Annotated in this window: 24 protein-coding genes and 1 tRNA gene; 15 read left to right on the top strand and 10 right to left on the bottom strand. The window is 68.9% G+C overall.

The window, feature by feature from the left end; translation table 11 throughout:
- Positions 1–158: 158 nt before the first annotated feature.
- Positions 159–881: an alpha/beta fold hydrolase gene (locus D9601_RS02090; RefSeq protein WP_198352275.1), complete on the top strand. Its 723-nt coding sequence runs from the start codon at positions 159–161 to the stop codon at positions 879–881.
- Positions 878–1,693 (top strand): tetratricopeptide repeat protein, encoded by an 816-nt coding sequence (locus tag D9601_RS02085; protein WP_232473780.1) that lies wholly within the window; start codon positions 878–880, stop codon positions 1,691–1,693. The genes D9601_RS02090 and D9601_RS02085 overlap by 4 nt, the downstream gene beginning before the upstream one ends.
- Here the strand turns inward: D9601_RS02085 and D9601_RS02080 are convergent.
- A complete protein-coding gene (locus tag D9601_RS02080) occupies positions 1,681–2,400 on the bottom strand; it encodes an SIMPL domain-containing protein (RefSeq protein ID WP_232473779.1) in 720 nt (239 codons plus the stop codon). The genes D9601_RS02085 and D9601_RS02080 overlap by 13 nt on opposite strands.
- Before the next feature lie 84 nt (positions 2,401–2,484).
- On the opposite strand from D9601_RS02080, the gene D9601_RS02075 reads away from it, so the two are divergent.
- The 4 genes from D9601_RS02075 to D9601_RS02060 are packed head-to-tail and all read left to right on the top strand — an operon-like array spanning position 2,485 to position 4,478.
- On the top strand, positions 2,485–2,937 hold the full coding sequence (locus tag D9601_RS02075; RefSeq protein WP_198352274.1) for a VOC family protein: 453 nt from the start codon (positions 2,485–2,487) through the stop codon (positions 2,935–2,937).
- Positions 2,938–3,672: a hydroxyacylglutathione hydrolase gene (gloB, locus tag D9601_RS02070; RefSeq protein ID WP_198352273.1), complete on the top strand. Its 735-nt coding sequence runs from the start codon at positions 2,938–2,940 to the stop codon at positions 3,670–3,672.
- Between the two features lie 27 nt (positions 3,673–3,699).
- Positions 3,700–4,104, top strand: a complete 405-nt coding sequence (locus tag D9601_RS02065) for a hypothetical protein (RefSeq protein ID WP_232473778.1) — start codon at positions 3,700–3,702, stop codon at positions 4,102–4,104.
- On the top strand, positions 4,101–4,478 hold the full coding sequence (locus D9601_RS02060; RefSeq protein WP_198352271.1) for a hypothetical protein: 378 nt from the start codon (positions 4,101–4,103) through the stop codon (positions 4,476–4,478). The genes D9601_RS02065 and D9601_RS02060 overlap by 4 nt, the downstream gene beginning before the upstream one ends.
- A gap of 36 nt (positions 4,479–4,514) precedes the next feature.
- On the opposite strand, the gene hslU is transcribed toward D9601_RS02060, so the two are convergent.
- The 6 genes from hslU to D9601_RS02030 all read right to left on the bottom strand — a co-directional run bounded on the left by hslU (position 4,515) and on the right by D9601_RS02030 (position 9,888).
- Positions 4,515–5,807: an ATP-dependent protease ATPase subunit HslU gene (gene hslU, locus D9601_RS02055; RefSeq protein ID WP_198352270.1), complete on the bottom strand. Its 1,293-nt coding sequence runs from the start codon at positions 5,805–5,807 to the stop codon at positions 4,515–4,517.
- A gap of 152 nt (positions 5,808–5,959) precedes the next feature.
- A complete protein-coding gene (hslV, locus tag D9601_RS02050; RefSeq protein ID WP_198353338.1) occupies positions 5,960–6,520 on the bottom strand; it encodes an ATP-dependent protease subunit HslV in 561 nt (186 codons plus the stop codon).
- Positions 6,521–6,619: 99 nt separating this feature from the next.
- On the bottom strand, positions 6,620–6,892 hold the full coding sequence (locus D9601_RS02045) for a 3TM-type holin (RefSeq protein WP_198352269.1): 273 nt from the start codon (positions 6,890–6,892) through the stop codon (positions 6,620–6,622).
- A complete protein-coding gene (locus D9601_RS02040) occupies positions 6,889–7,428 on the bottom strand; it encodes a glycoside hydrolase family 108 protein (protein ID WP_198352268.1) in 540 nt (179 codons plus the stop codon). Before D9601_RS02040 ends, D9601_RS02045 begins: the two co-directional genes overlap by 4 nt.
- Before the next feature lie 61 nt (positions 7,429–7,489).
- Positions 7,490–8,668 (bottom strand): M24 family metallopeptidase, encoded by a 1,179-nt coding sequence (locus tag D9601_RS02035; protein ID WP_198352267.1) that lies wholly within the window; start codon positions 8,666–8,668, stop codon positions 7,490–7,492.
- Positions 8,665–9,888 (bottom strand): NAD(P)/FAD-dependent oxidoreductase, encoded by a 1,224-nt coding sequence (locus tag D9601_RS02030; protein WP_198352266.1) that lies wholly within the window; start codon positions 9,886–9,888, stop codon positions 8,665–8,667. Before D9601_RS02030 ends, D9601_RS02035 begins: the two co-directional genes overlap by 4 nt.
- A gap of 186 nt (positions 9,889–10,074) precedes the next feature.
- Here D9601_RS02030 and D9601_RS02025 point away from each other — a divergent pair, with 186 nt between their 5' ends.
- From D9601_RS02025 to D9601_RS02010, 4 genes are all read left to right on the top strand, one after another.
- Positions 10,075–10,725 carry a GntR family transcriptional regulator gene (locus D9601_RS02025; protein WP_198352265.1) on the top strand — a complete coding sequence of 217 codons (651 nt, stop codon included), beginning with the start codon at positions 10,075–10,077 and terminating at the stop codon, positions 10,723–10,725.
- Positions 10,726–10,815: 90 nt separating this feature from the next.
- The gene (locus D9601_RS02020) at positions 10,816–11,373 is read left to right on the top strand and encodes a PAS domain-containing protein (protein WP_198352264.1); all 558 of its coding nucleotides are present in this window, start codon (positions 10,816–10,818) and stop codon (positions 11,371–11,373) included.
- A complete protein-coding gene (locus D9601_RS02015; RefSeq protein WP_269769638.1) occupies positions 11,366–14,791 on the top strand; it encodes a chemotaxis protein CheB in 3,426 nt (1,141 codons plus the stop codon). Before D9601_RS02020 ends, D9601_RS02015 begins: the two co-directional genes overlap by 8 nt.
- Positions 14,784–15,155, top strand: a complete 372-nt coding sequence (locus D9601_RS02010) for a response regulator (protein WP_198352262.1) — start codon at positions 14,784–14,786, stop codon at positions 15,153–15,155. Before D9601_RS02015 ends, D9601_RS02010 begins: the two co-directional genes overlap by 8 nt.
- A 57-nt stretch (positions 15,156–15,212) precedes the next feature.
- On the opposite strand, the gene D9601_RS02005 is transcribed toward D9601_RS02010, so the two are convergent.
- A tRNA-Pro gene (locus D9601_RS02005) sits at positions 15,213–15,289 on the bottom strand.
- Positions 15,290–15,487: 198 nt separating this feature from the next.
- On the opposite strand from D9601_RS02005, the gene yajC reads away from it, so the two are divergent.
- The 4 genes from yajC to D9601_RS01985 are packed head-to-tail and all read left to right on the top strand — an operon-like array spanning position 15,488 to position 18,787.
- Positions 15,488–15,826 (top strand): preprotein translocase subunit YajC, encoded by a 339-nt coding sequence (gene yajC, locus D9601_RS02000; RefSeq protein WP_198352261.1) that lies wholly within the window; start codon positions 15,488–15,490, stop codon positions 15,824–15,826.
- On the top strand, positions 15,826–17,421 hold the full coding sequence (gene secD / locus D9601_RS01995) for a protein translocase subunit SecD (protein ID WP_198352260.1): 1,596 nt from the start codon (positions 15,826–15,828) through the stop codon (positions 17,419–17,421). Before yajC ends, secD begins: the two co-directional genes overlap by 1 nt.
- Before the next feature lie 15 nt (positions 17,422–17,436).
- Positions 17,437–18,408, top strand: a complete 972-nt coding sequence (gene secF / locus D9601_RS01990) for a protein translocase subunit SecF (RefSeq protein WP_198352259.1) — start codon at positions 17,437–17,439, stop codon at positions 18,406–18,408.
- Positions 18,377–18,787 (top strand): Mth938-like domain-containing protein, encoded by a 411-nt coding sequence (locus D9601_RS01985; protein WP_232473777.1) that lies wholly within the window; start codon positions 18,377–18,379, stop codon positions 18,785–18,787. Before secF ends, D9601_RS01985 begins: the two co-directional genes overlap by 32 nt.
- Positions 18,788–18,807: 20 nt before the next feature.
- Here the strand turns inward: D9601_RS01985 and D9601_RS01980 are convergent, their stop codons facing one another.
- Both D9601_RS01980 and D9601_RS01975 read right to left on the bottom strand, forming a co-directional pair.
- Positions 18,808–20,010 carry a glycosyltransferase gene (locus D9601_RS01980; RefSeq protein WP_198352258.1) on the bottom strand — a complete coding sequence of 401 codons (1,203 nt, stop codon included), beginning with the start codon at positions 20,008–20,010 and terminating at the stop codon, positions 18,808–18,810.
- A gap of 60 nt (positions 20,011–20,070) precedes the next feature.
- Positions 20,071–20,892, bottom strand: coding sequence for a class I mannose-6-phosphate isomerase (locus D9601_RS01975; RefSeq protein ID WP_198352257.1), 822 nt, complete (start codon positions 20,890–20,892; stop codon positions 20,071–20,073).
- Between the two features lie 93 nt (positions 20,893–20,985).
- Between D9601_RS01975 and D9601_RS01970 the strand changes: the two genes are divergently transcribed.
- Complete coding sequence (locus D9601_RS01970; RefSeq protein WP_198352256.1) at positions 20,986–21,936, top strand: outer membrane protein assembly factor BamD; 951 nt, start codon at positions 20,986–20,988, stop codon at positions 21,934–21,936.
- Positions 21,937–22,709 lie beyond the last annotated feature (773 nt).

Below are 22,709 nucleotides of genomic sequence, written 5' to 3'. Positions count from 1 at the left end.
CGCTAGGCTCTTCGAAGCTCTTTCTCACCGTCGAAACCGCACACCCGAGCTGCCTCAACAGGGGGAGCGAAGATTGCGCGTTCAGGCGTCAATTCTGTCAAGACTCGCGTGGCTCCGCCCGCCATTGCCCCGCCCCTCGCCCCGGCCTAGACCGCGGCATGACCGACACGCCCCGCCCCCGCCTCGCCTATCATCACACGCCGGGCGCCGGGCCGACCATCGTTTTCCTGCCCGGCTATGCCTCCGACATGACCGGGACCAAGGCGACGGCGCTGGAGGCCTGGGCACAGGCGAACGGCCGCGCCTTCCTGCGCTTCGACTATGCCGGCTGCGGCCAGAGCGAGGGTGCGTTCGCCGACCAGACGCTCGCCGGCTGGCGCGACGACGTGCTGGCGATGCTGGATTCGGTCGCGTCCGGTCCGGTCGTGCTGGTCGGCTCGTCGATGGGCGGCTGGCTGATGCTGCTCGCGGCCAAGGCGCGGCCGGAACAGGTCGTCGGCCTGGTCGGCATCGCGCCCGCGCCCGATTTCACCGACTGGGGCTTCACCACCGACGAGAAGATCGCGATGCTGCAGACCGGGCGGCTGGAACGCCCCAATGCCTATGGTCCCGAGCCGACGCTCTATACTCGCGCCTTCTTCTCCAGTGGCGAGGCGAACCGGCTGATGTTCGGAGAGATTCCATTCGACGGTCCGGTGCGGCTGGTGCAGGGCCAGCGCGACGCCGATGTGCCCTGGCACCGCGCCACGCACCTCGCCGGACTGATCCGTTCAGCCGACGTGCAGACGTGGCTGGTCAAGGACGGCGATCACCGCCTGTCGCGCGACACCGATATCGCGCTGGTCATCCGGGCGGTCGAGGATGTGCTCCACCGCTTATGATCGCCTTGCTCTTCGCCGCCGCCGTTCAGTCCGCAACCCCTGCCCCGCCGGCGGCGCGGGCCGCCGCCCTGCCCGAGGATTCGCGGGAAGCCCGCTACCAGCGCTGCGTGGTCACCGCCGAAAGCGATCCCGCCGCGGCACGGGCCGAGGCGCTGCGCTGGGCGGCGGCCGGCGGCAGCTGGTTCGCGCGGCAATGCGCCGGCCTCGCCTATACGCAGGAGCGCAACTGGACCGCCGCCGCCGGCGAGTTTGAGGCCGCAGCCAAGGCGGCGGAGCTCGGCCACAACGTCCGCGCCGCCAATTACTGGGCGCAGGCGGGCAATGCTTGGTTGGCGGCGGGCGACCCCGGCAAGGCGCGGGCAGCGCTCGACACCGCGCTGGTCGCCGGCACGCTGACCGGGCTGGCGCTCGGCGAGGCACAGCTCGACCACGCTCGCGCGATGGTCGCCGCCGGCCAGAATGACGCGGCGCGCCGCGATCTCGATCTGGTGCTGACCACCGCCGGCGACGATCCGCTCGCCTGGCTGCTGTCGGCGACACTGGCGCGGCGCGAAGGCGACGTGCCCCGCGCCAGAAAGGACATCGCGGAGGCGCTGCGCCGGTCGCCGGACGATGCCTCGGTCCAGCTCGAGGCCGGCAACATCGCCGCACTCGCCCGCGACGAAGCCGGGGCGCGGGCCGCTTGGGCACAGGCCGCCCGTCTCGCCCCGACCAGCCCGGTCGGCAAGAGCGCCCTCGCCGCGCTCCAGCAGTTCGACACGCCGGCCACCACGCCGGCGTCGACGTCGGTGCCGCCCGCTCAGTCGAGGTAGAATTCGACCGTCGTCACCACCCGGACCTTCTTGAAGGGCGTGTCGGCGACGCCATAGCCACCCTGTTCGCCGTCTCGCGCTTCGACCGAGAAATAGCCCTGGGTCGCGCTTTTGATACCGCCGACACCGGTGCCGCTGTCCTTGGCGAACTGTTCGGCGGCGGCGCGCGCGTCCCGGGTCGCGGCGGCGACCATGGCGGGCTTGATGTCGTTCAGCCGGGTGAAGCTGTAGGTCATCCCCGACCCTTCCTGCAGCCGCACGCCCTGGCGGATCAGGTCGAACTGCCGCGCGACCGCGGCCCGCGCGCGGGGAATGTCGGTGGTGCGCAGCTGCAGGCGCTGAGTGATCGTCACGTGCGGCACGTTGTTGACGAAATTCTGGTTCACGCCGACGCCGGCGGGCGCCAGCGCCGACGCCGGAAAGCCGAGCCCGGCGAAGAAGCGCCGCAACGTCTCCGTGTCGCGCTGGATCGCCGCCTGTGCGGCGGCGGCGTCGGTGCCCTGTTCCGAGTAATTGAGCGTCCACACCGCAAGATCGGCAGTCACGTTCCGCTCGGCGAGGCCGCGGACGGTGACGGCGCGATCCGCCTGCTTGGCGCGGAGCAGACCGTTGCCGAGCAGATAGCCGCCGATGACGATCCCGACCGCCAGGATCAGCGCCGCGATCCACAGCCCCATCTCACGCCGCGCCACCTGCCGACTTTCCATCGCGCCCTCCGCTCCCATATAGCCGGCAGAAGGCTGCGCCCCTGCCGATGAACCGTGCATTTACAGCGACGAACGGAGATCACCATGACCTATTACCTGCACACCATGATCCGCGTCAGCGATCCAGACGCGACGATCCGGTTCTTCGAGCTGCTCGGGTTGAAGGAAGTGCGCAGGACCGAAAGCAAGGCGGGCCGGTTCACGCTGATCTTCCTGGCCAGCGAGGAGGATGCCAAGATCGGCAACCGCCGCGCCGAGGTCGAGCTGACCTACAATTGGCCGGAGGAGGACGGCTCCGCGCCGGAACACTATACCGGCGGTCGCAACTTCGGTCACCTCGCCTATCGGGTCGACAACATCTACGACATGTGCGCGCGGCTGCAGGATGCCGGCGTGACGATCAACCGCCCGCCGCGCGACGGCAACATGGCCTTCGTCAAGACGCCGGACGGCATCTCGATCGAGTTGCTGCAGCTCGGCGAGCCGCTTGCCCCGGCCGAACCCTGGGCGTCGATGCCCAACACCGGGACCTGGTGAATGAGCGCCGCGCTGGAGATCGTCCGCGTCCCCGTCCTTGCGGACAATTACGCCTGGCTGATCCACGATCCGGCCAGCGCCGAGACGGTCGCGGTCGATCCCGGCGAGGCGCAGCCGCTGCTCGATGCGGCGGCGCAACGCGGCTGGACGATCGGCCAGGTGTGGACGACGCACTGGCATCCCGATCACACCGGCGGCAATGCGGCGATGCGGGCCGCCGGGGCGCGCATCACCGGACCGGCGGCGGAGGCGGCGAAGATACCGACGCTGGACGTCACGGTCGGTGAAGGCGATACGGTACGGATTGGCGATCACGTCGCCGATGTCTGGCACGTGCCGGGCCATACCGCGGGGCACATCGCCTTTCACCTTCGCGACGACGGCGTCGTGTTCACCGGTGACACCTTGTTCGCGATGGGTTGCGGCCGGCTGTTCGAGGGCGATGCGGCGCAGATGTACGGCAACATGCGGCGCTACGCCGCGTTGCCTGACGATACGCGCGTCTATTGCGGCCATGAATATACCCAGTCGAACGGCCGTTATGCCCGCGTCGCCGAGCCCGACAACCAGGCCATCGCCGAACGGCTGGCGGAGGTCGACGCGCTCCGCGCGCGTGGCGAGGCGACGGTGCCGACGACGATCGGCCTGGAACGCGCGACCAATCCGTTCCTGCGCGCCGGATCGGCGGAAGCGCTTGCCAAATTCCGTGCCGCAAAGGATGCTTTCAAGGGCTAAAATCGGCGACTGGTGCGTTGGGGCAGCATGATCGGCAAAGCGTGGATCGTCGGGCTTGCAGCCCTGTGTGCAACCGCCGCCTGCACCGGCCAGGCGACGGCACCGCAGCCCAGCGCCGCGGCCAGCGCGGGTCTGGCCAAGGAGCTGGCTGGGCTGACCCCGCACGAGACCACCAGCTGCATCACCCTGCTGCCGACCCAGCAGACCAAGGGCTATGGCCCGACGATCGTCTACGTCGTCAACCAACGGCTGAAATATCGCAACGACACGAGTGGCGGTTGCGAGGCGATCGGTCGCGGCGACGCTTTGGTCACGCGCACCACCACCTCGCAATTGTGCCAGGGCGACATCGCGACGACCGTCGACACCACGTCGCGCACCTTCTCCGGCAGCTGCTCCTTCGGCCCCTTCACCCGGTATAGCGCCAAATGACATCCCGCATCCCCCGCCATGTCGCCCCGCTCGCCCTGCTGCTGCCGCTCGCCCTGACCGCCGCTGCCAAGGACCCGCTCGCCGGCCGCGTCGCCGGTCCGCCGAGCGAGTGCATCTCGCTCAGTTCGACGCACGGACCGGAGGTGATCGACACTCACACCATCCTCTACACCGAGGGTGCCGGACGCCGGATCTGGAAGACCGGCCCGGTCGGCGACTGCCCGTCGCTGCGGCCGCTCAACACGCTGATCATCGACGTCTACGGCGGCCAGCTGTGCCGCAACGACCGCTTTCGCGTGCTGGAGCCGGGGGTCAGCATCCCGTCCGCTTACTGTCGCTTCACCGCCTTCACCCCCTATCAGAAGCCGCGCTGAGACGGCGGTCCCGCGGCCGGAGCCGCGGGGTTTCGGTCATAGTACGAAGCGGCTGAGATCGGTGTTGCGGGCGATCCCCGCCAGCTGCGCCTCGACATAGCCGGCGTCGACCGTCACCGGCTCGCGCCGGTCCTCCGCGTCGAAGCTGACGTCCTCGAGCAGCTTTTCCATCACCGTCTGCAAGCGGCGCGCGCCGATATTTTCGACCTGACCGTTTACCTCCGCAGCGATACGCGCGATCGCGGCGATCCCTTCGGCGGTGAAGTCGACCGCGACTCCCTCCGTCCCCAGCAGCGCCTTGTACTGCGCCGGCAGCGACGCCTTGGTGTCGGAGAGGATCGCGATGAAATCCTCCTCGGTCAGCCCTTTCAGCTCGACGCGGATCGGCAGACGGCCCTGCAGCTCGGGCAGCAGGTCGCTCGGCTTCGCGACGTGGAAGGCGCCGGAGGCGATGAAGAGGATATGGTCGGTCTTCATCGGCCCGTATTTGGTCGCCACCGTCGTGCCCTCGATCAGCGGCAGCAGGTCGCGCTGCACGCCCTCGCGGCTGACCGAGCCGCCGCGCACGTCGGACACCGCGATCTTGTCAATCTCGTCGAGGAACACGATGCCGTTCGCCTCCGCATCGGCCAGCGCCGTGCGGTTGACGTCGTCCTGGTCGAGGCGCTTGTCCGCCTCTTCCTCGACCAGCTTGTCCCAGGCCGCGCGCACCGTCAGCTTGCGCCTCTTCAGCGGCTGGCCGCCGCCGAACGACTTCATCATCTCGCCGAGGTTGATCATCTGCGCGCCGGCGCCGGGGATGTCGAACGGTGCCGCGGGCGCCTGTTCCACCTCGATCTCCACCTCCGCGGTGTCGAGATGACCGTCGGCGAAGCGCTGCTTGAAGCTTTCGCGCGTCGCCTGGCTCGAATCCTTGCCGACCAGGGCATCGAGCAGGCGCTTCATCGCCGCCTCCTCGGCCTTGTCCTTGACGGCGACGCGGCGGCGCTCCTTCTCCAGCCGTATCGCTTCCTCGACCAGGTCGCGGGCGATCTGTTCGACGTCGCGGCCGACATAGCCGACCTCGGTGAACTTGGTCGCCTCGACCTTGACGAAGGGCGCATCGGCCAATTTGGCGAGACGGCGGCTGATCTCCGTCTTGCCGCAGCCGGTTGGCCCGATCATCAGGATGTTCTTCGGCGTCACCTCGTCGCGCAGCTCGGCGTCGAGCTGCTGGCGACGCCAGCGGTTGCGCAGCGCCACGGCAACGGCGCGCTTGGCGTCGCGCTGGCCGACGATATGGGCGTCGAGGGCGGCGACGATCGCCTTGGGGGTCAAGTTCTGGTTCATCGGGTCACCCGGTGGCCGCGCGGACGATCCGGCGCGGCACAGTTGGAAAGTCTCAAAGGTCGCACCCGGAAGGGGTGCAGCCGAACGTCACGAAGGTCGCACCGAGGGCGCGTCCGGAAAGTCTCAAAGGTCGCACCCGTGCAGGGACCGCATCAGGACGTGCTGTCCAGCGTCTCCACCGTCACGCGATCGTTGGTGTAGACGCAGACGTCGGCGGCGATCTGCATCGCCTTGCGGCAGATCGTCTCGGCATCGCCCTCATAGTCGACCAAGGCGCGGGCGGCGGCGAGGGCGTAATTGCCGCCCGATCCAATCGCGGCGATGCCGTTCTCCGGCTCCAGCACGTCGCCGTTGCCGGTCAGGATCAGCGTCACCTCCTTGTCGGCGACGATCATCATCGCCTCGAGGTTGCGAAGATATTTGTCGGTGCGCCAGTCCTTGGCGAGTTCGACCGCGGCGCGCATCAGCTGCCCCTGATGCCGCTCCAGCTTCGCCTCCAGCCGCTCGAACAACGTAAAGGCGTCGGCGGTGGCGCCGGCGAAGCCGCCGATCACCGCACCCTTGCCGTCCGGGCCGTCGGCGCCGAGCCGGCGGACCTTGCGGGCGTTCGGCTTCATCACCGTCTGGCCCATCGAAACCTGCCCGTCGCCGATGACGACGACCTTGCCGCCGCGTCGTACCGACAGGATGGTGGTGCCATGCCAGACCGGCATGGCGTGAGGATCGTTCCCGCTCATGGGCCGCATGTAGGGATCGCGGGCGGCGGATGCCAAGGGCCCGATCCTCCCCGTGTACGGGGGAGGATCGCCAGATTACTCCACCCCGCGCGCCTTGCCGATGCTGCGCGCCACGGTGTAGCCGACATAGCCCGTGCCGAAGAGCGCGTAGAGCGGCTCCGGTATCGCGCGCAGATAGGCGGCCATGCCCGCCGCCATCGCCGCCGCCGCGGCGGGGCGGATGGCGGCGAGCAGCCCCATCGGAATCGACCAGAGCAGCAGCACGTACATGACGTACAGGAACGCGGGTCGCGCCCGCGTGACCCAGCGGTCGGTCGTCCGGGTACCCGCCTCGTCGATCGCGCTCATCCGACCCGCCCCGCCAGCCAGCCGTAGAGGAATGCCTCGTCCGCCGGTCGTCGCTCGGCGAGGCGAACGTAGCGCTCGCCGCGCAACGCCTGCACTGCCTTGACCATCACCCCCTCGCCCGCCGGGCCGCGCAGTTTCAGAAAGGCAGCGATCGCCGCGATGGTGCGGGCCCCGACGCGGCCGTCGACCGGCAGGTCGGCATAATCGTGCCCGCCGCGATTGAGCGCGTTGAGCGCCCGCTGCAGAAAGCCGCCCGCCGTCGCCACGCCCATGTTGACACCCGCGTCGAACAGCTCGGCGGCGAGGATCGGCGCGATCGCCGCCACCCGGTCCCAACCCGGCGCGATCCAATAGCGCCGCCGGTAGATGTCGACCGCCGTGGCACGCGGCAGCGCCCGCATCGGTCCCGCATAGCCCTCTTCACGCGCGACCGCCGCGGTGATTCCCCAGCAGGTCTCGCCACCCCGGTCCGCCGCATCATGCACATAACCGCCCTCGCGCGCGATGAGGCGGTCGATCAGTCCGTCGATATCCATGTCCTACCCTCCCGAATGTCAGGATCGAACCATATTGGTTCGTTGTAGGACAGCGAAATCGTCAGCCGAAGGGGCGGTCCAGCGCAGGCTGCGGCTCGGTGAACCAGGCGGCGCCCGTCTCGGTGACGTGGAAGTGATCCTCCAGGCGGACGCCGAAGCGATCCGGTACGACGATCATCGGCTCGTTGGAGAAGCACATGCCCGGCGCCATCGGCGTGCGGTCGCCGCGGACCAGATTGGCCGGCTCGTGGATCGACAGCCCGATGCCATGCCCGGTGCGGTGCGGCAGGCCGGGCAGGCGATAGTCCGGCCCCAGCCCGTTGGCGACCAGCACCCGCCGCGCGGCGGCATCGACCTGCTCGCAGGGGACGCCGGGAGCGACGGCGGCGAAGGCGGCGGCCTGCGCCTCCTTCTCGATCTGCCAGATCGCCGCGACCTCGTCCTCGACGCGGCCGAAGGCATAGGTGCGGGTGATGTCGGAATGATAGCCGTGCACCGTCGTGCCGGTGTCGATCAGCACCAGCTGATCCTCCTCCAGCTGCTGGTCGCCGGGCAGGCCGTGCGGAAAGGCGGTGGCGCGGCCGAACTGTACCGCGCAGAAAAACGAGCCGGTGCCGCCGATCGCACGATGCGCGTCGTCGATGAAGCGTGCGACCGCGCTGGCGGCGATGCCGGGGCGCAGGATGCGGGCGGCGCGCGCCTGCACCTCCAACGTCATCGCCTTGGCCTCGGCGAGCAGGGCGAGTTCGGCGGGCGACTTGATCATCCGGCAGCCGTCGATCGCCGCGGCACCGTCGATCGCGGTCAGGCCGAGGCCGCGCAGCCGCTCGCCCCAGGCGAAGGGCAGCAGCGGGTCGATCGCGACGGTCGCGCCGCGCGGCAGCGCGTCGGCGACCAGCGCCGTCGGCGCCTCCTCCTCCTCCCACAGCCGCAGCTCGGCATCGATGACGAGCGCGGCGACCAGCGATCCTTCCTCGAAGCGCGGGCAGACGATCGACGGCGTGCCGCGCACCGGCAGCAGCAGCGCGACCATCCGCTCGGTCGCCGCCCAGGGCACACCGGTGAAATAACGCAACGACGCGCCGGCATGGACGAGCAGGGCGTCGGCGCCGAGCCGCTCGGTCAGCGCGCGCGCCTTGTCGAGACGGGCGGCATATTCGCCGGCGGCGATGGCGGGCGCGCGGGTTGCGGGCGGACGGATCGCGGCGAGTTCGGTCGCGGCGTCGGAGGTGGCGATCATGGCAGGCGTCCCGTCAGGCGTTCGAGGGCGAAGGGGGCGAGGTCGGCGGCGGGCGTCGCGCCGGTGACGAGGTCGGCGACCAGCTCGCCGGTCAGCGGGCCGAGCGTCAGGCCGAGATGCTGGTGGCCGAAGGCGTAAAAGAGGTCGTCGACCTGCGTCGCCCGGCCGATCGCGGGCAGATAGTCGGGCAGCGTCGGGCGGACGCCCATCCAGCGACTCGCGACCGGTCCGACGGGCAGGCCGAGCGCGGCGACATGCGCCTCCAGCCGGCGCCACTTGCGCGGGTCGGCGGGCGCCTCGGCGCGGCCGAACTCGACGAAGCCGGCGGCCTGAACGGTATCGGCATAGCGGGTGACGATCAGCGAGCGGTCCTCGAAGACGACGGGCACCTGCCCCGCCGGCCAGTCGCCGGGCGCGAAGCGGGCATGATAGCCGCGCTCGGCGATCAGCGGCACGCGCCAGCCGATGCTGGCGAGCAGCGCGCGTGAGCCGATGCCGGCGGCGACGACGATACGGTCCGCCGCGACGCCCTCGATCGCGACGCGGCGCCCGTCGCGGATCAGTCGCGCGCGCTGCGTCACGCGTTCAACGCCGGCGCGGGCCAGGGCCGCGTCGAGCGCGGCGGCGAGCCGGCCGAGATCGGCGATGCGGCCGGTGCCGTCGAAGCGGACGGCGCCGGCGACGGCGGGCGCGAGACCGCGCAGCGTCGCCAGTTCGCCCGCGGCGAGGTCGCGCAGCGACGCCGTGCCGATCGGCGCTGCGGCCCAGGCGGCGCGGCCCGCCGTGGCGGTGGCGCCGCTCTCCCAGGCGACGACATGGCCATCGAGGGCCAGCAGCGTCGGCGCGTCGATCGCCGCCGCCAGCCGCTGCCAAGCCGGCGCCGCCGCGCGCAGCAGCGTGCCGAGCGCGTGCGTACCGGCGGCGAAACGGGCGGGCCGCGCCGCCAGCGCGAGGCGCAACGAGAAGGGCAGCCACGCACCGGCCATGCGCGGCGGCAGCGCCACTGCGCCACCGCGCAGGAACAGCCGCCGCGGCACCGAGGCGATGGTGGCGAGCGAGGCGAGCGGTGCGCCCTGTTCGATCGCGATATGACCGGCATTGCCCCAGGACGCCGCCGCCATATCGCCGTCGTCGACCAGCACCACGCGCGCGCCGCGGCCGGCGAGCGCCAGTGCGATGCTGCGCCCGACGATACCGCCGCCAAGGATCGCGATCTTCACGCCAGGAACCTCATCGTCGGCGACCTATCGTATACGATCACTGCCCGCAAGTCGCAGTAACATAGGCATATCGCCAAGTCGCCGGGATCTGATATACGGTACCCTCTACGCCCGCCATCATGTTGGAAGGGCGGCGTTAAGCGCGCCGGGGCGTCCTGCCCCGTGCGTCCCCCAGGAGCCTGTTGCATGACCATCGTCGTCCGTACGCTGTCCGATCAAGTATTTGAGATCGTTCGCGAACGGATCGTCTCCGGGTCGATACCGACGAGCGCGCCGATCCGCCAGGACGCGCTGGCCGCCGAACTGGGCGTCAGCAAGATCCCGCTTCGCGAGGCGCTGGCCCGGCTGGAACAGGAAGGGTTGCTCGTCAGCCAGGCCAACCGCGGCTATACGGTGCGGCCGATGTCGGCGGACCAGGCCGACGAGATCTACGCGCTGCGCCTGGCGATCGAGCCGCTCGCCGCGGCGCGTGGCGCGGCGGAGGCGACGCAGCGCGAACAGGCGGAGGCACTGGCCGCCTTCCACGCGCTCGACACCGCCGCGTCGGAGAATCTAGCCGAGGTGGCGGTGCGCAACCGCGACTTCCATACCGCGCTGGTGCGCCCGGGCGGCCGGTTGCTGACCACGCAGTTGGTCGAGCGTCTCGCGGTGCTCGCCGAACGCTATGTCATCACCCATCTGCAGCCGGCGGGACGTGAGGATCGCGCGCATCTGGAGCATCGCGAACTGATCGATGCGTGGCTCGGCCGCGAAAGCTCGACGGTGGAGGCGGTGATGACGCGGCATCTGGCGGCCACGCTGGACGATTTGCGCGCGCAGTTCAGCGCCACGGCGTGATCAGGACCGTCCCATCCGCGAACCCGCGATCCGCAAACCCATGTTGCAACCGATCGGCCGCTTGTGCTTAGTGACCGCGAAAGTGCACGCGTGACCATCGACATACCCAATCACCTGAGCGACTATTTCGCCCGATCCCATATCGCGCTCGCGCTGGCCGCGGCGACGGACGACAATCCGTTGCTGCTCGTCAACGCGCCGTTCCGCGCGCTGACCGGCTATCGCGACGAGGATGTGATCGGCCGCAATTGCCGCATGCTCCAGGGCGACGCCCCCAACGTCGAGCCGCGCGCGGTGCTGCGCGAATTCCTCGCCGACGACCGCGAGGGCAACGTACGCACCCCGATCATCAACTTCCGCAAGGACGGCTCGCCGTTCGTCAACCTGCTCTTCATGTCGAAGCTGCGCGCGCTCGATCGCACCGTCCGCTACGTCTTTGCCTCGCAATTCGACATCAGCCGGTCGCAGCCCGACATGCTGGCCGAATATGACGACCAGCTCGCCCGCACCCTGGGTCAGCTGCGCCCGGTGCTCGCGGAAAGCGGCATCGTGCTGGAGGGATCGCTGGTGACGATCGCCAACACCGCCGCGACCGTCGCCCAGGCCAAGCTGACGCTCGCCGATCTCGATGCCAAGCCCTTTGGCTGACGATCCGTCCGACCCGCCACCAGAGGCGCTGCCGATCGTCGGCATCGGCGCCTCCGCTGGCGGGTTGGAAGCGTTGCGCGACATGCTGGCGCCCGCCCGCGCGCCGACCGGGATGGCGTTCGTCATCGTCCAGCATCTCGATCCCAATCACGAAAGCATGCTGGCGCAGCTGCTCGGCCGCCACACCAGCCTCGACGTGCTGCAATGCGAGGGCGGCGAGCGGGTCGAGGCGGACCGCGTCTACATCATCCCGCCCGGCCACGGCCTGGTGGTGCGCGACGGCGTGCTGGAGCTGACCGATTTCGCCCAGCCCCGCGGCCTGCGCCGGCCGATCGACGATTTCTTCCTGTCGCTCGCCTCGGACCAGCAGGGTAACGCCGCCTGCGTCATCCTGTCGGGGACCGGCGCCGACGGCACCACCGGCCTGCGCGCGGTCAAGGAGAATGGGGGCGTCTGCGTCGTCCAGCAGCCGGAAACCGCCCGCTACGACGGCATGCCGCTGTCGGCGGTCGGCACCGGGCTGGTCGATTTCGTCAAGACGCCAGGCGAGATCATCCAATGCCTGCACGGCTTCTTCTCGCGTCGTGGCGGCGAGGCCGGCGAGGCGGAAGCGGGGGTCGTCGCCGACCATGTCGACGATCTGTGCCGGGTGTTGCGCACCGCGGTCGGCCACGATTTCTCCGGCTACAAGCGGTCGACGCTGGTCCGCCGCGTCGAGCGGCGCATGCACGTGCTCGGCATCGAGACGGGGCGCGCCTACCTCAACCGCGTCCGCAACGATGCCAAGGAATGCGAGGCGCTGTTCCGCGACCTCTTGATCAACGTCACGCGCTTCTTCCGCGACGCCGAATATTTCGAGGTGTTGCGCAGCCGCGCGATCGAACCGCTGCTGCGCGACCGTGCCCCCGACGAGGACGTGCGCGTCTGGATTCCCGGCTGTTCGAGCGGCGAGGAAGCCTATTCGATCGCGATGCTGTTCGCGGAAGCCGCGCGGACCACCGGCCAGCCGCTCGCCGTGCAGATCTTCGCCACCGATATCGACGAACAGATGCTGGCGATCGCGCGCGAGGGCACCTATCCCGCCTCGGCGCTGGCCGACATCCCGCCGCCGCTGCGCGAGCGGTACACCGTGCCGCATGCCGAGCGCTTCACCATGGCGCCGGCGATCCGCGACATGATCCGGTTTTCCAACCACAGCCTGGTCAAGGATCCGCCGTTCTCGCGCATCGACCTGCTGTCGTGTCGCAACCTGCTGATCTATTTCGACGACCAGCTGCAGCAATCGATCATGCCGCTGCTCCATTACGCGGCGCGGCCCGGCGGTTTCCTGTTCCTCGGCCCGTCGGAAAGCGTCGGCCGCTTCGAACATCTCTTTCCCGTCCTCGACCAGCATGCGCGCCTGTTCGAGCGGTCGCCGGGAGCGCCGAGCTACCCGATCGACCTGCCGGGCAGCCTGCGCCAGCGCACGCCGCGGCGCGAGCGCGACATCGGCGGCGGGTCGAGCCTGATGGGCGACGAAGGCGCGGCGATCCGCCGCATCGTCGATCGCTATGCCCCGCCCAGCCTGATCCTCGACCAGGACGGCGGCATCCTGTCGGCGTTCGGCAAGCTCGGCCGCTATTTCGACTTTCCGGTGACGCGAACCGGCGGATCGAGCGCGATCACCCTCGCCCGCCCCGGCCTGCGCACCGTGCTCGGCCCGCTGCTCCGCCAGGCGCGCGACCAGCGCAAACGACTGGTCGCGCGCGACGTCGCGGTGACCGGCGAGTTCGGCACGCAGATGGTCGAGGTGGTGTGCGAGCCGCTGTCCGACGGCACCTTGCTGTTCGTCTTCCGCGAGAGCGGACCGTTCCGACCGGCCGACGCCAACGACCTGACCGACATGGAATCGGGTGACGACCATGTCGAGGCGTTGGAAGACGAGCTGCGCCTGACCCGGCATCGGCTGCGCTCGACCGTCGAGGAACTGGAGACGGCGAACGAGGAGCTGAAGAGCTCCAACGAAGAAATGATGTCGATGAACGAGGAGCTCCAGTCGACCAACGAGGAGCTGTCCACCGTCAACGACGAACTGAAAAGCAAGGTCGACCAGCTCACCGTCGCCAATTCCGACCTGAAGAATTTCTACGAATCGACCGATCTTGCGATGATCGTCGTCGATGCGGAGCTGCGCATCCGCAGCTTCACCGAGGGGGCGACGACGATCTTCCCGCTCAAGGCGGCGGATCGTGGCCGGCCGCTGACCGATGTCGCCAGCCGGCTGGAGACGACCGACTATCTGGACGACGCGCGCAACGTCGCGGCCGGCGCCGGGCCGCTGCAGCGACGGGTCGCCACCCGCGACGGCGAACGCGTCTTCTCGCTCAGGGTGCTGCCCTATCGCACCCAATCGGGGTCGACTGACGGCGCCACCCTGCTGCTCACCGACATCACCGACGCGCTCGACATGGAGCGTCAGCTCGCCTCCGAGCGCGAGCGACTCGACCTCGCGATCAAGGCGGGCGGGATCGGCGTCTGGGAATATTGTCCGGAGACCGGCGAGACGATCCTCGACGGCGTCGAACAGGCGCTGTTCGCGGTCAGCGGTCCCGATGCGGGACGGATCGACCCGCTGCTGGCGCGGATCGAGCCCGACGATCGCCGCGCGGTGGAGGAATCGCTGCGCCGCGCCGCCACCGGCGCCTGCGACTTCGAGGCCAGCTTCCGCGTCCGTCACGGCGACGGTACGGTGCGCTGGCTCAAGGGCTTCGGCCGGCTGATCGCGGGCAGCGCGCCGCCGCGCCTGATCGGCGTGTCGATCGACGTGTCGCCCGAATATGCGGTGGCGGAAACGCGCGAGCTGATGCTGCGCGAGATGAACCACCGCGTGAAGAACCTGTTCGCGATCGTCGGCGGCATGGTCGGCGCCGCCGCGCGCAGCCACGACGACGTGCGGACCTTCGCCGACGATCTCCGCGAGCGGATCTCCGCCCTGGGCCGCGCCCATTCGCTCGCCTCGCCGACGGGCGAGCAGCAGGCGATCGACCTGCAGGGCCTCGTCACCGCGACGCTCGCCCCCTATCGCGATCATGCCGGGATCGTAATGGACGGTCCGGACGTTCTGGTGGATCGGAACTGTCTCTCCCCGCTCGCGCTGATGCTGCACGAATGGGCCACCAACTCGGTGAAATACGGTGCGCTGGGGGCAGGACCGGCGGGACGGCTTGAGGTGCGCTGGCGAATGGAGAACAAGGGGTTGGTCTTGGACTGGAGCGAGCAGCGCCGCAGCACGGCGCCGGTCGGCACGGGCCGCGGCTTCGGCACGCTGCTGGTCGACACCTCGGCCCGTCAGCTCGGCGCGACGCTCGACCGCGCGATCACCAGCGACCGGTTCGCGCTGACCCTGACGCTGCCGCAGGACGTGCTCGTCCGTGGCTGACAAGGTGATGCTGGTCGAGGACGAGCTGTTCGTGGCGCTCGACGTGCAGATGACGATCGAGGAAGCCGGCCTGTCGGTCGAGGGGCCCTATACCTCGCTGGCCGAGGCGGAGGCGGCGTTGAGCACGCTCGACCCGCATGCGCTGCTGTGCGCGGTGCTCGACGTGCGGCTGCGCGATGGCGAGGTCTTTCCCGCGGCGGACCGGCTGAAGGCGGCGGGGGTGCCGATCATCTTCCACTCCGGCCATGCCGACCAGCAGGCGCTCGAGCGCCGCTATCCGGGGGCCCTAGTCTGCGGCAAGCCCTGTTCACCGGGCACGCTACGCAGCAGCATCCAGTCGATCGCCGAACACGTCGAGGATTGAGGCGCGCTGCGCCTTCCCGTTCCGGGAGGGCGTTCGCCGACGGTGCTGTTCGATAAATGGTCGGGGCGACAGGATTCGAACCTGCGACCCCCACACCCCCAGTGTGATGCGCTACCAGGCTGCGCTACGCCCCGACCGAGGGCCCGGCGACACTGCCGCGACGGACCCGAGCGCGGGCCTGTAGGCCGCTCCGCCGCGGCGCGCAAGCCGTCTTCGTCGTAAGCTGTGCGCAAAGCGGCAAAGATTGCGCGGCTCGCGAAGCGATGCTAGCCCGCGGCGCATCCTGTGCGACGGGAGCCTTTCCCGCCGCCGACCAGCCATGCACGGATCCGATGCTCATCTCCCCAGCTTATGCCCAGGCCGCCGGCGGCGCCGCTGAATCGGGCGGTATCGCCTCGTTCCTCAGCCTCGCCCCGCTGTTTCTCGTCTTCATCGTCTTCTACGTGCTGATGATCCGTCCGCAGCAGAAGCGGATGAAGACGCTGCAGCAGGCGGTCGAGGGCGTGAAGAAGAACGACACCGTCGTCACCGCCGGCGGCATCGTCGGCAAGGTGACCAAGGTCGAGGACCGTTTCGTCGAGGTCGAGATCGCACCGAACACCCGCGTCCGCATCGTCAAGTCGACGCTGAGCGAGGTGACCAGCGCCAACGCGAAGCCGGCGAACGACTGATGCTGGACTTTCCCCGCTGGAAGGTGACCGCGATCTGGGCGCTGCTCGCGGCCCTGTGCGCGCTGTCGATCCCGAGCTTCTTCTCGGAGGAACAGACCCGCAACTGGCCGGCGCATCCGCGCATCAACCTCGGTCTCGATCTCGCCGGCGGCAGCTATCTGCTGCTCGAGGCGGACACGCAGGATCTCGCCAACAGCCGCATCGAATCGATGCGCGACCAGATCCAGGGCTCGCTGCGCAACGGCACGCCGCGGATCGCGATCGGCGACATCTCGACGCGCGGCGGCCAGATCAGCTTCATGCTGCGCGATCCGACGCAGGTCGATGCGGCGCGCGAGCGGCTGCTCGGCATTACCGGCAGCGGCGCCGGCATGTCCGGCCAGCGCGAATGGGATATCCAGGTCGTCGACACCAGCCGCTTCATCGTCACCCCGACCAAGGCCGGGCTCGACCAGGCGGTGAAGACCGCGATGAACGACACCACCGACGTGGTGCGCAAGCGGATCGACGCGCTCGGCACGCGCGAGCCGACGATCGTCCGCCAGGGCGACAATCGCATCGTCGTGCAGGTGCCGGGCCTCAACAACCCGCAGGCGCTGAAGGACCTGCTCGGCAAGACCGCCAAGCTCGAATTCAAGCTGGTCGACACCACCGCCAATCCCGCCGACCTTGCCAAGGGCATCGCGCCGATCGGCAGCCAGATCCTGCCCTATGCGACGCCCGGCCTGCCGCCGATCGCGGTTAAGCGCGAGGTGATCATCTCCGGCGACATGCTCGCCGACGCGCGCCAGGCCTTCGACCAGCAGACCAACCAGCCCAACGTCGAAATGACGTTCAACGCCATCGGCGGCAGCCGCTTCGCCCGCGTCACCCAGGCGAACATCGGCAAGCCGTTCGCGATCATCGTCGACAACAAGGTGATCTCGGCGCCGAACATCCAGACCGCGATCCTGGGCGGCACCGCGACGATCAGCGGCGGCGGCTTCACGGTCGACAGCGCCAACCAGCTCGCGATCGCGCTGCGTTCGGGCAAGCTGTCGGTGAACCTCAAGGTGATCGAGGAATCGACCATCTCGGCCAGCCTCGGCAAGGATTCGATCCACAACGGCATCATCGCCTGCGCCGTCGCGGTGGCGCTGGTCATAGCCTTCATGTTCCTGACCTACGGCCGCTTCGGGCTCTACGCGAACCTCGCCGTGGTCATCAACGTGTTCGTCATCCTCGGCGTGCTCGCCGTGCTGCACGGCACGCTGACGCTGCCGGGCATCGCCGGCTTCGTGCTGACCATCGGCACCGCGGTCGACGCCAACGTGCTGATCAACGAGCGCATCCGCGAGGAACGCCGGCGCGGGCGCAGCGTCGTCCAGGCGGTCGAACTCGGCTACAAGGAGGCGAGCCGCACGATCTTCGAGGCGAACGTCACCCATGCCATCTCGGGCATCATCATGTTCGTGCTCGGCTCGGGCCCGGTGAAGGGCTTCGCGGTGGTGCTGCTGATCGGCATCTGCACCTCGGTGTTCACCGCCGTCACCTTCACCCGCATGCTCGTCGCACTGTGGATCCGGCGCAACAAGCCCAAGACGATCAACATCTGATCGGGGACCTGAACCATGAAACTCCTGAAAATCGTCCCCGACAACACCAACATCGACTTCGTCCGGCTGCGCGGCTGGGCGTTCGGCCTGACGCTGCTGCTCAGCGTGCTGGCGGTCGGCGTCACCTTGGTGCGCGGCCTCAATTTCGGCGTCGATTTCGCCGGCGGCCTCTCGATCGAGGAACGCTTCGTCACGCCGCCGGCGGAGGACAAGGTGCGCAGCGTCGTCAACGGCCTCGGCGTCGGCGAAGCCTCGCTCCAGCAGCTCAGCGATCCGCGGTCGCTGACCATCCTGCTCCCCGCGCAGGAAAGCGCCGACGAGGGTGCGACCAACGCGGTGGTCAAGAAGGTCGAGACCGCGCTGGCGCAGGCCTTCCCCGGCGCGACGTTCAGCCGCTATTCGACCGTGTCGGGCAAGGTGTCGGGCGAGCTGATCCGCAACGGCGTGCTCGCCGTCGTGCTGGCGATCATCGGCATCGGCCTGTTCGCGATCTTCCGCTTCGAATGGCAGTTCGGCGTGTCGACGATCGTCGCGATCGTCCACGACCTGTTGATGACCCTCGGCTTCTTCGCGATCACGCGGTTCGAATTCGACCTCAACATCGTCGCCGCGGTGCTGACCATCATCGGCTATTCGATCAACGACAAGATCGTCATCGACGACCGCATCCGCGAGAACATGCGCCGCTATCGCAAGATGGACATGCGCGAGATCATCAATCTGTCGGTCAACGAGACGCTGCCGCGCACGGTGATGACCTCGGTGACCATCCTGCTGGCGCTGGTCGCGATGCTGCTGCTCGGCGGGCACGTGCTGCGCGGCTTCACCGCGGCGATGATCCTCGGCATCGTCGTCGGCACCTATTCGTCGATCTACGTGTCGTCGTCGCTGCTGATCAGCCTGGGCCTGCGCGCCGAGCCCAAGGCGGAGAAGATCGGCACCAGCCCGATCGACAATGCCGAGCGCGTCGCGCCGCGCGACCGCTGAGCCGATCATGCGGATGGAGCGCGAGCAGCAGGCCGGCGGCCCGATCGTGCGGGGCTTCGCCGGCACCGGCTTCCGGGTGGACGACGGCGCGTATCGCGCGCTGCTGCTGACGGTCACCGCGGCGTCCGGCTGGACGCCGCCGCCGCTCGCCACGCTCGACGTCGACGCGCTGGCGCCGCTGCTCGATCCGGCGCCGGAATTCGTGCTGATCGGCACCGGCGCGACGCTGACCCGCCCCCCTGCTGCGCTGGTCGCGGCGTTGGACGCGCAGGGTATCGGCGTCGAGGCGATGGACAGCCGCGCCGCCGCCCGTGCCTGGGGCGTGCTGCGTGGCGAGGGTCGCCAGATCGCCGCCGCCCTCTACCCGCTCGACGCCTGAGCGGCTTCGCTTAAGCGGGCTCAGGACGCGGCGGCGCTTCGATCCGCGGTCGCGCCGCGTCCCCGGGCGACCAGCCCGGCGAGATGGACGAACAGCGCCGCGCCATTGGCGGCCCAGGTGAAGGGCGCCGCCATCGCGCGGGTCGCCTCGGCCGCCGGCGGGTCGGCGAGGATCGCGGCGATGCCGCCGGCGAATCCGGCCGCCGTCCGCGGCACGATCCGCCCCGCGTCCGGCCCGATCACCACTTCGCGCGCGCCGCCGGCGTCGGAAATCACCACCGGGGTACCGCAGGCGATCGCCTCCACCCAGGCGTTGGCGAGCCCTTCCGAGCGCGACGCGAGCGCCATGACGTCCGCCGCGCCGATCAGCGCGGGCAGGTCGTCGTGCGGGACGCCGCCGATCAGCCTGACCCGATCGGTGATGCCGTGCTGTGCGGCACGCGCGGCAAGGCGGTCGCGCTCCGGCCCCTCGCCGGCGATGATCAGCGTCACGCCCGGCAGTCCGGCGACCGCGTCGATGACGATGTCATGCCCCTTGCGCGGGATCAGTGCGCCGAGCGACAGCACCAACGGCCCGGCGACGCCCAGCGCCGCCTTCTGTGCTGCCCGGTCGCCGGGGCGGAATCGATCCTGGTCGACGCCCGTATAGTGGACGTGGATCCGCCCTGCCGGCATGCCGAGCGCGATCATGTCGTCCCGCATCGCCGCGCTCACCGCGAGCATGCCGTCCGCCGCCACGGCCGCCGCCCGCACCTGTCCCGCGGTGGCGCGCGCCGTGCCCCAATGGTGGATGTCGGCGCCGCGCGCCTTGATCGACACCGGCACGCCATAGCGCGCGCCGAGCGCCACCGCTGCCGGCCCGTCGGGGTAGAAGAAGGAGGCGTCGATCACGTCGAAGCGGAATTCGTCGCGCAGCCGATCGATCACTGGCACCAGCGCGCGTTGCAGACTGGCGGCGTTGCGGGGGCCGCCGACCCGCGGCAGCGCCACGAAACGCGGCCGCTCGACGGCCAGGCCGAGCCAGCGGTCGCGCAACGGCACCGTCTGCCGCCCGGCGGGGGCGAGCCAGGCGAGCGGGCCCGGCGGCGTCCCGATCGGCGCGACGACGCGCACCTCGACCCCCGGCACCGCCGCCAGCGCCTGCGTCTGGCGGGCGACGAACTGGCCGAAATTGGGCCGGCTCGCATCGGGAAACAGCGTCGAAAGCGTCAGCACGCGCAACATGCGCGCGGCTCTACCCTATCAGACGTTAAGGGGCGGTGATCCACCGCCCCGCTTCGGCCCTTATCGGCGCTGCGTGCCGGGATAGGCGAACAGCAGGTCGGCGTCCCCGTCGACCTCCACCGTCTCCGTGCCGGTGACGGTGACGCATTCGCCCGCCTTGAACGAGACGCCGGCGACGCGCCCCGATCCGCTGATCGGCACCAGCCAGCCCGTCGTCCCCTCCGGCAGCGCCACGTCGCGGCCCTGCGACCAGCGCTCCAGCACGAACTTCGGCCCTTCCACCAGGATCGTCCGGCCGGGCTCGACCTCGCCCGGCGAGGTGATCGGCCGATACGGTTCGAGATGCGCGACGTCGACGCCGTCCTTCAGGTGCAATTCGCGGTCGCTGCCATAGTCATACAGACGATAGGTCGTCTCGCTGTTCTGCTGCACCTCGATCAGCGTCAGCCCGCCGCCGATCGCGTGGATCGTGCCCGACGGTGCGTAATAGAAATCGCCCGCCTTCACCGGCACCCAGTCGAGATCCGATTCGATCGTGCCGTTCTGCGCGTCCGCGCGCAGCTGGTCCTTGCCGATCGGCTGCTTGGGGCCGAGCGCGATTGTCGAATCGGGCCGAGCGCTCAGGATCGTCCAGCATTCGTCCTTGCCGCGCGGCAGGCCGCGGGCATGCGCCTGCTCATCGTCCGGATGCACCTGCACGGACAATTTCTGACCGGTAAACAGATATTTGATCAGCAAGTCCGGGGTCGTGTCGCCCGGCTCTTGAAACCAGATCTCACCGACGGGATCGCCGCTCACCGGCGCATCCTCGAAGCCGAAGCCCAGATCGTGCCGCCCCCAGGGCTTTTCGACGCGGTGGGTGTGGAGCAACGTGGCGGGCATCGAGAGACCTTTCGCGGGGGAACAAATCCGGGGTGCAACGAATGACGTGGGGGATTGTTCGCGCCAACCCCCTTACGCTAAGAGCCGTAGCCGATGCGTATCCCCCAGTCCAAGGCGCTGACCGCCGCTCTGCTCGCCGCCCTCGTCCTGCCGATGGCGGGTTGCGCCCGCAACCGCGCGAAGAGCGACCTGCCCTATGTCGCGCGCGACGTCGGCACGCTCTATTCCACCGCCAAGACGCGGCTCGACCAGCACCGCTACAAGGAAGCGGCGCAGCTGTTCGACGAGGTCGAGCGCCAGCACCCCTATTCGATCTGGGCCCGCCGCGCGCAGCTGATGAGCGCGTTCAGCTATTATCTCGACCGTGACTACACCAAGTCGATCCAGTCGGCGCAGCGCTTCATCTCCGTCCACCCCGGCAATCGCGATGCGCCCTATGCCTATTACCTCGTCGCGCTGAGCTATTACGAACAGATCCGCGACGTCACCCGCGACCAGAAGATCACGCTGCAGGCGCTCAGTGCGCTCGGCGAGCTGACCCGCCGCTATCCCAACACGCGCTACGCGTCGGATGCGCGGTTGAAGATCGACCTGGTCAACGACCATCTGGCCGGCAAGGAAATGGAGATCGGTCGCTTCTACGAAACGCGCGGCCAGTGGCTGGCGGCGACGCTGCGCTTCCGCACCGTGGTCGACAAGTTCCAGACGACGACGCACATCCCGGAAGCGCTGATGCGCCTGACCGAAAGCTATCTCGCCCTCGGCCTGCCCGAAGAGGCGCAGAAGGCGACCGCGGTGCTCGGGGCCAATTATCCCGGCACCGACTGGTACAGCCATGCCTACAAGCTGATGCAGGAGCATCCGGTGCAGAAGGTCGCAGCGGTCGCGCCGGGCCAGCCGATCGTGCCGGTCGGCACCCCCGGCGCCGCGCCCACCCTGCCCGGCGCCTCGACCAAGAGCGGCGGCGCGCCGAGCGCGACCAGCACCGGCCCGGCGCCGGTGGGTCCGGCCGGCAGCACGAGCGCGGGTCGACCGACCAACTGACGCACGCGGGACAACGCGCGGCTTGATCGAAGTCTGACGGTACCCCGGCCAGAGCGCCGGGGTACCGCGTCCTTCCCTGCGTTGACCCCACCCTCGAGATCGAGGCGACGCAACAACGCTCCGGCAGTTGGAGCGGTACGTCCGCTTTTGGGGGAAAGCGGACGTTAGCGTGAAAAAGTGCAGATTGGCTTTCCGCCACGAACGCCTGACTCGATGACTGCATGATTGTACCGGCCAGCGCTATCAAGTAACTTTTGACCGCACGCAGATATCGGGTAATCGCAATCTGCGACACATGGTAAAGGAGTCGATTCGTCTCTTATCTGACTCAAGAATAACGTATCTCTATCAAACGACTCCTGCCAAGATTTACTTTTCAGTTGTTGGTCAGGCGTCTCCAAAGCGCGACCATGGCAGCTTTCATAGCCAGCTACGTACATCATAGACGCTTCGCCATTTTGGTTATAACGGTATAGGCGATAATCGTGTCGTTTGATTGCCTCGTTGGCGGCTATTTTAGGATCGCTAAGTTTAGTCAAATCGGCTATGCAAATTTTGTAATCAAGTTGTAGGGCCGATGCTTGCTTTTGGTTCGAATTATCCCGGTGGCGACCGTCACAAGCGGCGACCAAGGAGCAAATAGCAAATAGGGTGATTGGGCCGCCGCGCTTCATTCGAGAAGACTGCCACTCGACGCGAATGTCCGCAATTGGGCGAAAGCGGACGAGCGCTATCGAGGGGTTGCTGACCTATAGGTGCCTTTGTCTAATTCG

The organism is Sphingomonas sp. MA1305 (assembly GCF_016107325.1).
Taxonomy (GTDB): Bacteria; Pseudomonadota; Alphaproteobacteria; order Sphingomonadales; family Sphingomonadaceae; genus Sphingomonas.
The sequence above is the reverse complement of the archived record's forward strand: the minus strand, read 5'-3'. Positions and strand labels throughout refer to the sequence as shown.

Excerpts from the sequence above, each read along its gene's own strand:
- D9601_RS02090 (WP_198352275.1), top strand. The coding sequence starts at position 159 with ATGACCGACACGCCCCGCCCCCGCCTCGCCTATCATCACACGCCGGGC.
- D9601_RS02085 (WP_232473780.1), top strand. The coding sequence starts at position 878 with ATGATCGCCTTGCTCTTCGCCGCCGCCGTTCAGTCCGCAACCCCTGCC.
- D9601_RS02080 (WP_232473779.1), bottom strand. The coding sequence starts at position 2,400 with ATGGAAAGTCGGCAGGTGGCGCGGCGTGAGATGGGGCTGTGGATCGCG.
- D9601_RS02075 (WP_198352274.1), top strand. The coding sequence starts at position 2,485 with ATGACCTATTACCTGCACACCATGATCCGCGTCAGCGATCCAGACGCG.
- gloB (WP_198352273.1), top strand. The coding sequence starts at position 2,938 with ATGAGCGCCGCGCTGGAGATCGTCCGCGTCCCCGTCCTTGCGGACAAT.
- D9601_RS02065 (WP_232473778.1), top strand. The coding sequence starts at position 3,700 with ATGATCGGCAAAGCGTGGATCGTCGGGCTTGCAGCCCTGTGTGCAACC.
- D9601_RS02060 (WP_198352271.1), top strand. The coding sequence starts at position 4,101 with ATGACATCCCGCATCCCCCGCCATGTCGCCCCGCTCGCCCTGCTGCTG.
- hslU (WP_198352270.1), bottom strand. The coding sequence starts at position 5,807 with ATGAACCAGAACTTGACCCCCAAGGCGATCGTCGCCGCCCTCGACGCC.
- hslV (WP_198353338.1), bottom strand. The coding sequence starts at position 6,520 with ATGCCGGTCTGGCATGGCACCACCATCCTGTCGGTACGACGCGGCGGC.
- D9601_RS02045 (WP_198352269.1), bottom strand. The coding sequence starts at position 6,892 with ATGAGCGCGATCGACGAGGCGGGTACCCGGACGACCGACCGCTGGGTC.
- D9601_RS02040 (WP_198352268.1), bottom strand. The coding sequence starts at position 7,428 with ATGGATATCGACGGACTGATCGACCGCCTCATCGCGCGCGAGGGCGGT.
- D9601_RS02035 (WP_198352267.1), bottom strand. The coding sequence starts at position 8,668 with ATGATCGCCACCTCCGACGCCGCGACCGAACTCGCCGCGATCCGTCCG.
- D9601_RS02025 (WP_198352265.1), top strand. The coding sequence starts at position 10,075 with ATGACCATCGTCGTCCGTACGCTGTCCGATCAAGTATTTGAGATCGTT.
- yajC (WP_198352261.1), top strand. The coding sequence starts at position 15,488 with ATGCTCATCTCCCCAGCTTATGCCCAGGCCGCCGGCGGCGCCGCTGAA.
- secD (WP_198352260.1), top strand. The coding sequence starts at position 15,826 with ATGCTGGACTTTCCCCGCTGGAAGGTGACCGCGATCTGGGCGCTGCTC.
- secF (WP_198352259.1), top strand. The coding sequence starts at position 17,437 with ATGAAACTCCTGAAAATCGTCCCCGACAACACCAACATCGACTTCGTC.
- D9601_RS01985 (WP_232473777.1), top strand. The coding sequence starts at position 18,377 with ATGCCGAGCGCGTCGCGCCGCGCGACCGCTGAGCCGATCATGCGGATG.
- D9601_RS01980 (WP_198352258.1), bottom strand. The coding sequence starts at position 20,010 with ATGTTGCGCGTGCTGACGCTTTCGACGCTGTTTCCCGATGCGAGCCGG.
- D9601_RS01975 (WP_198352257.1), bottom strand. The coding sequence starts at position 20,892 with ATGCCCGCCACGTTGCTCCACACCCACCGCGTCGAAAAGCCCTGGGGG.
- D9601_RS01970 (WP_198352256.1), top strand. The coding sequence starts at position 20,986 with ATGCGTATCCCCCAGTCCAAGGCGCTGACCGCCGCTCTGCTCGCCGCC.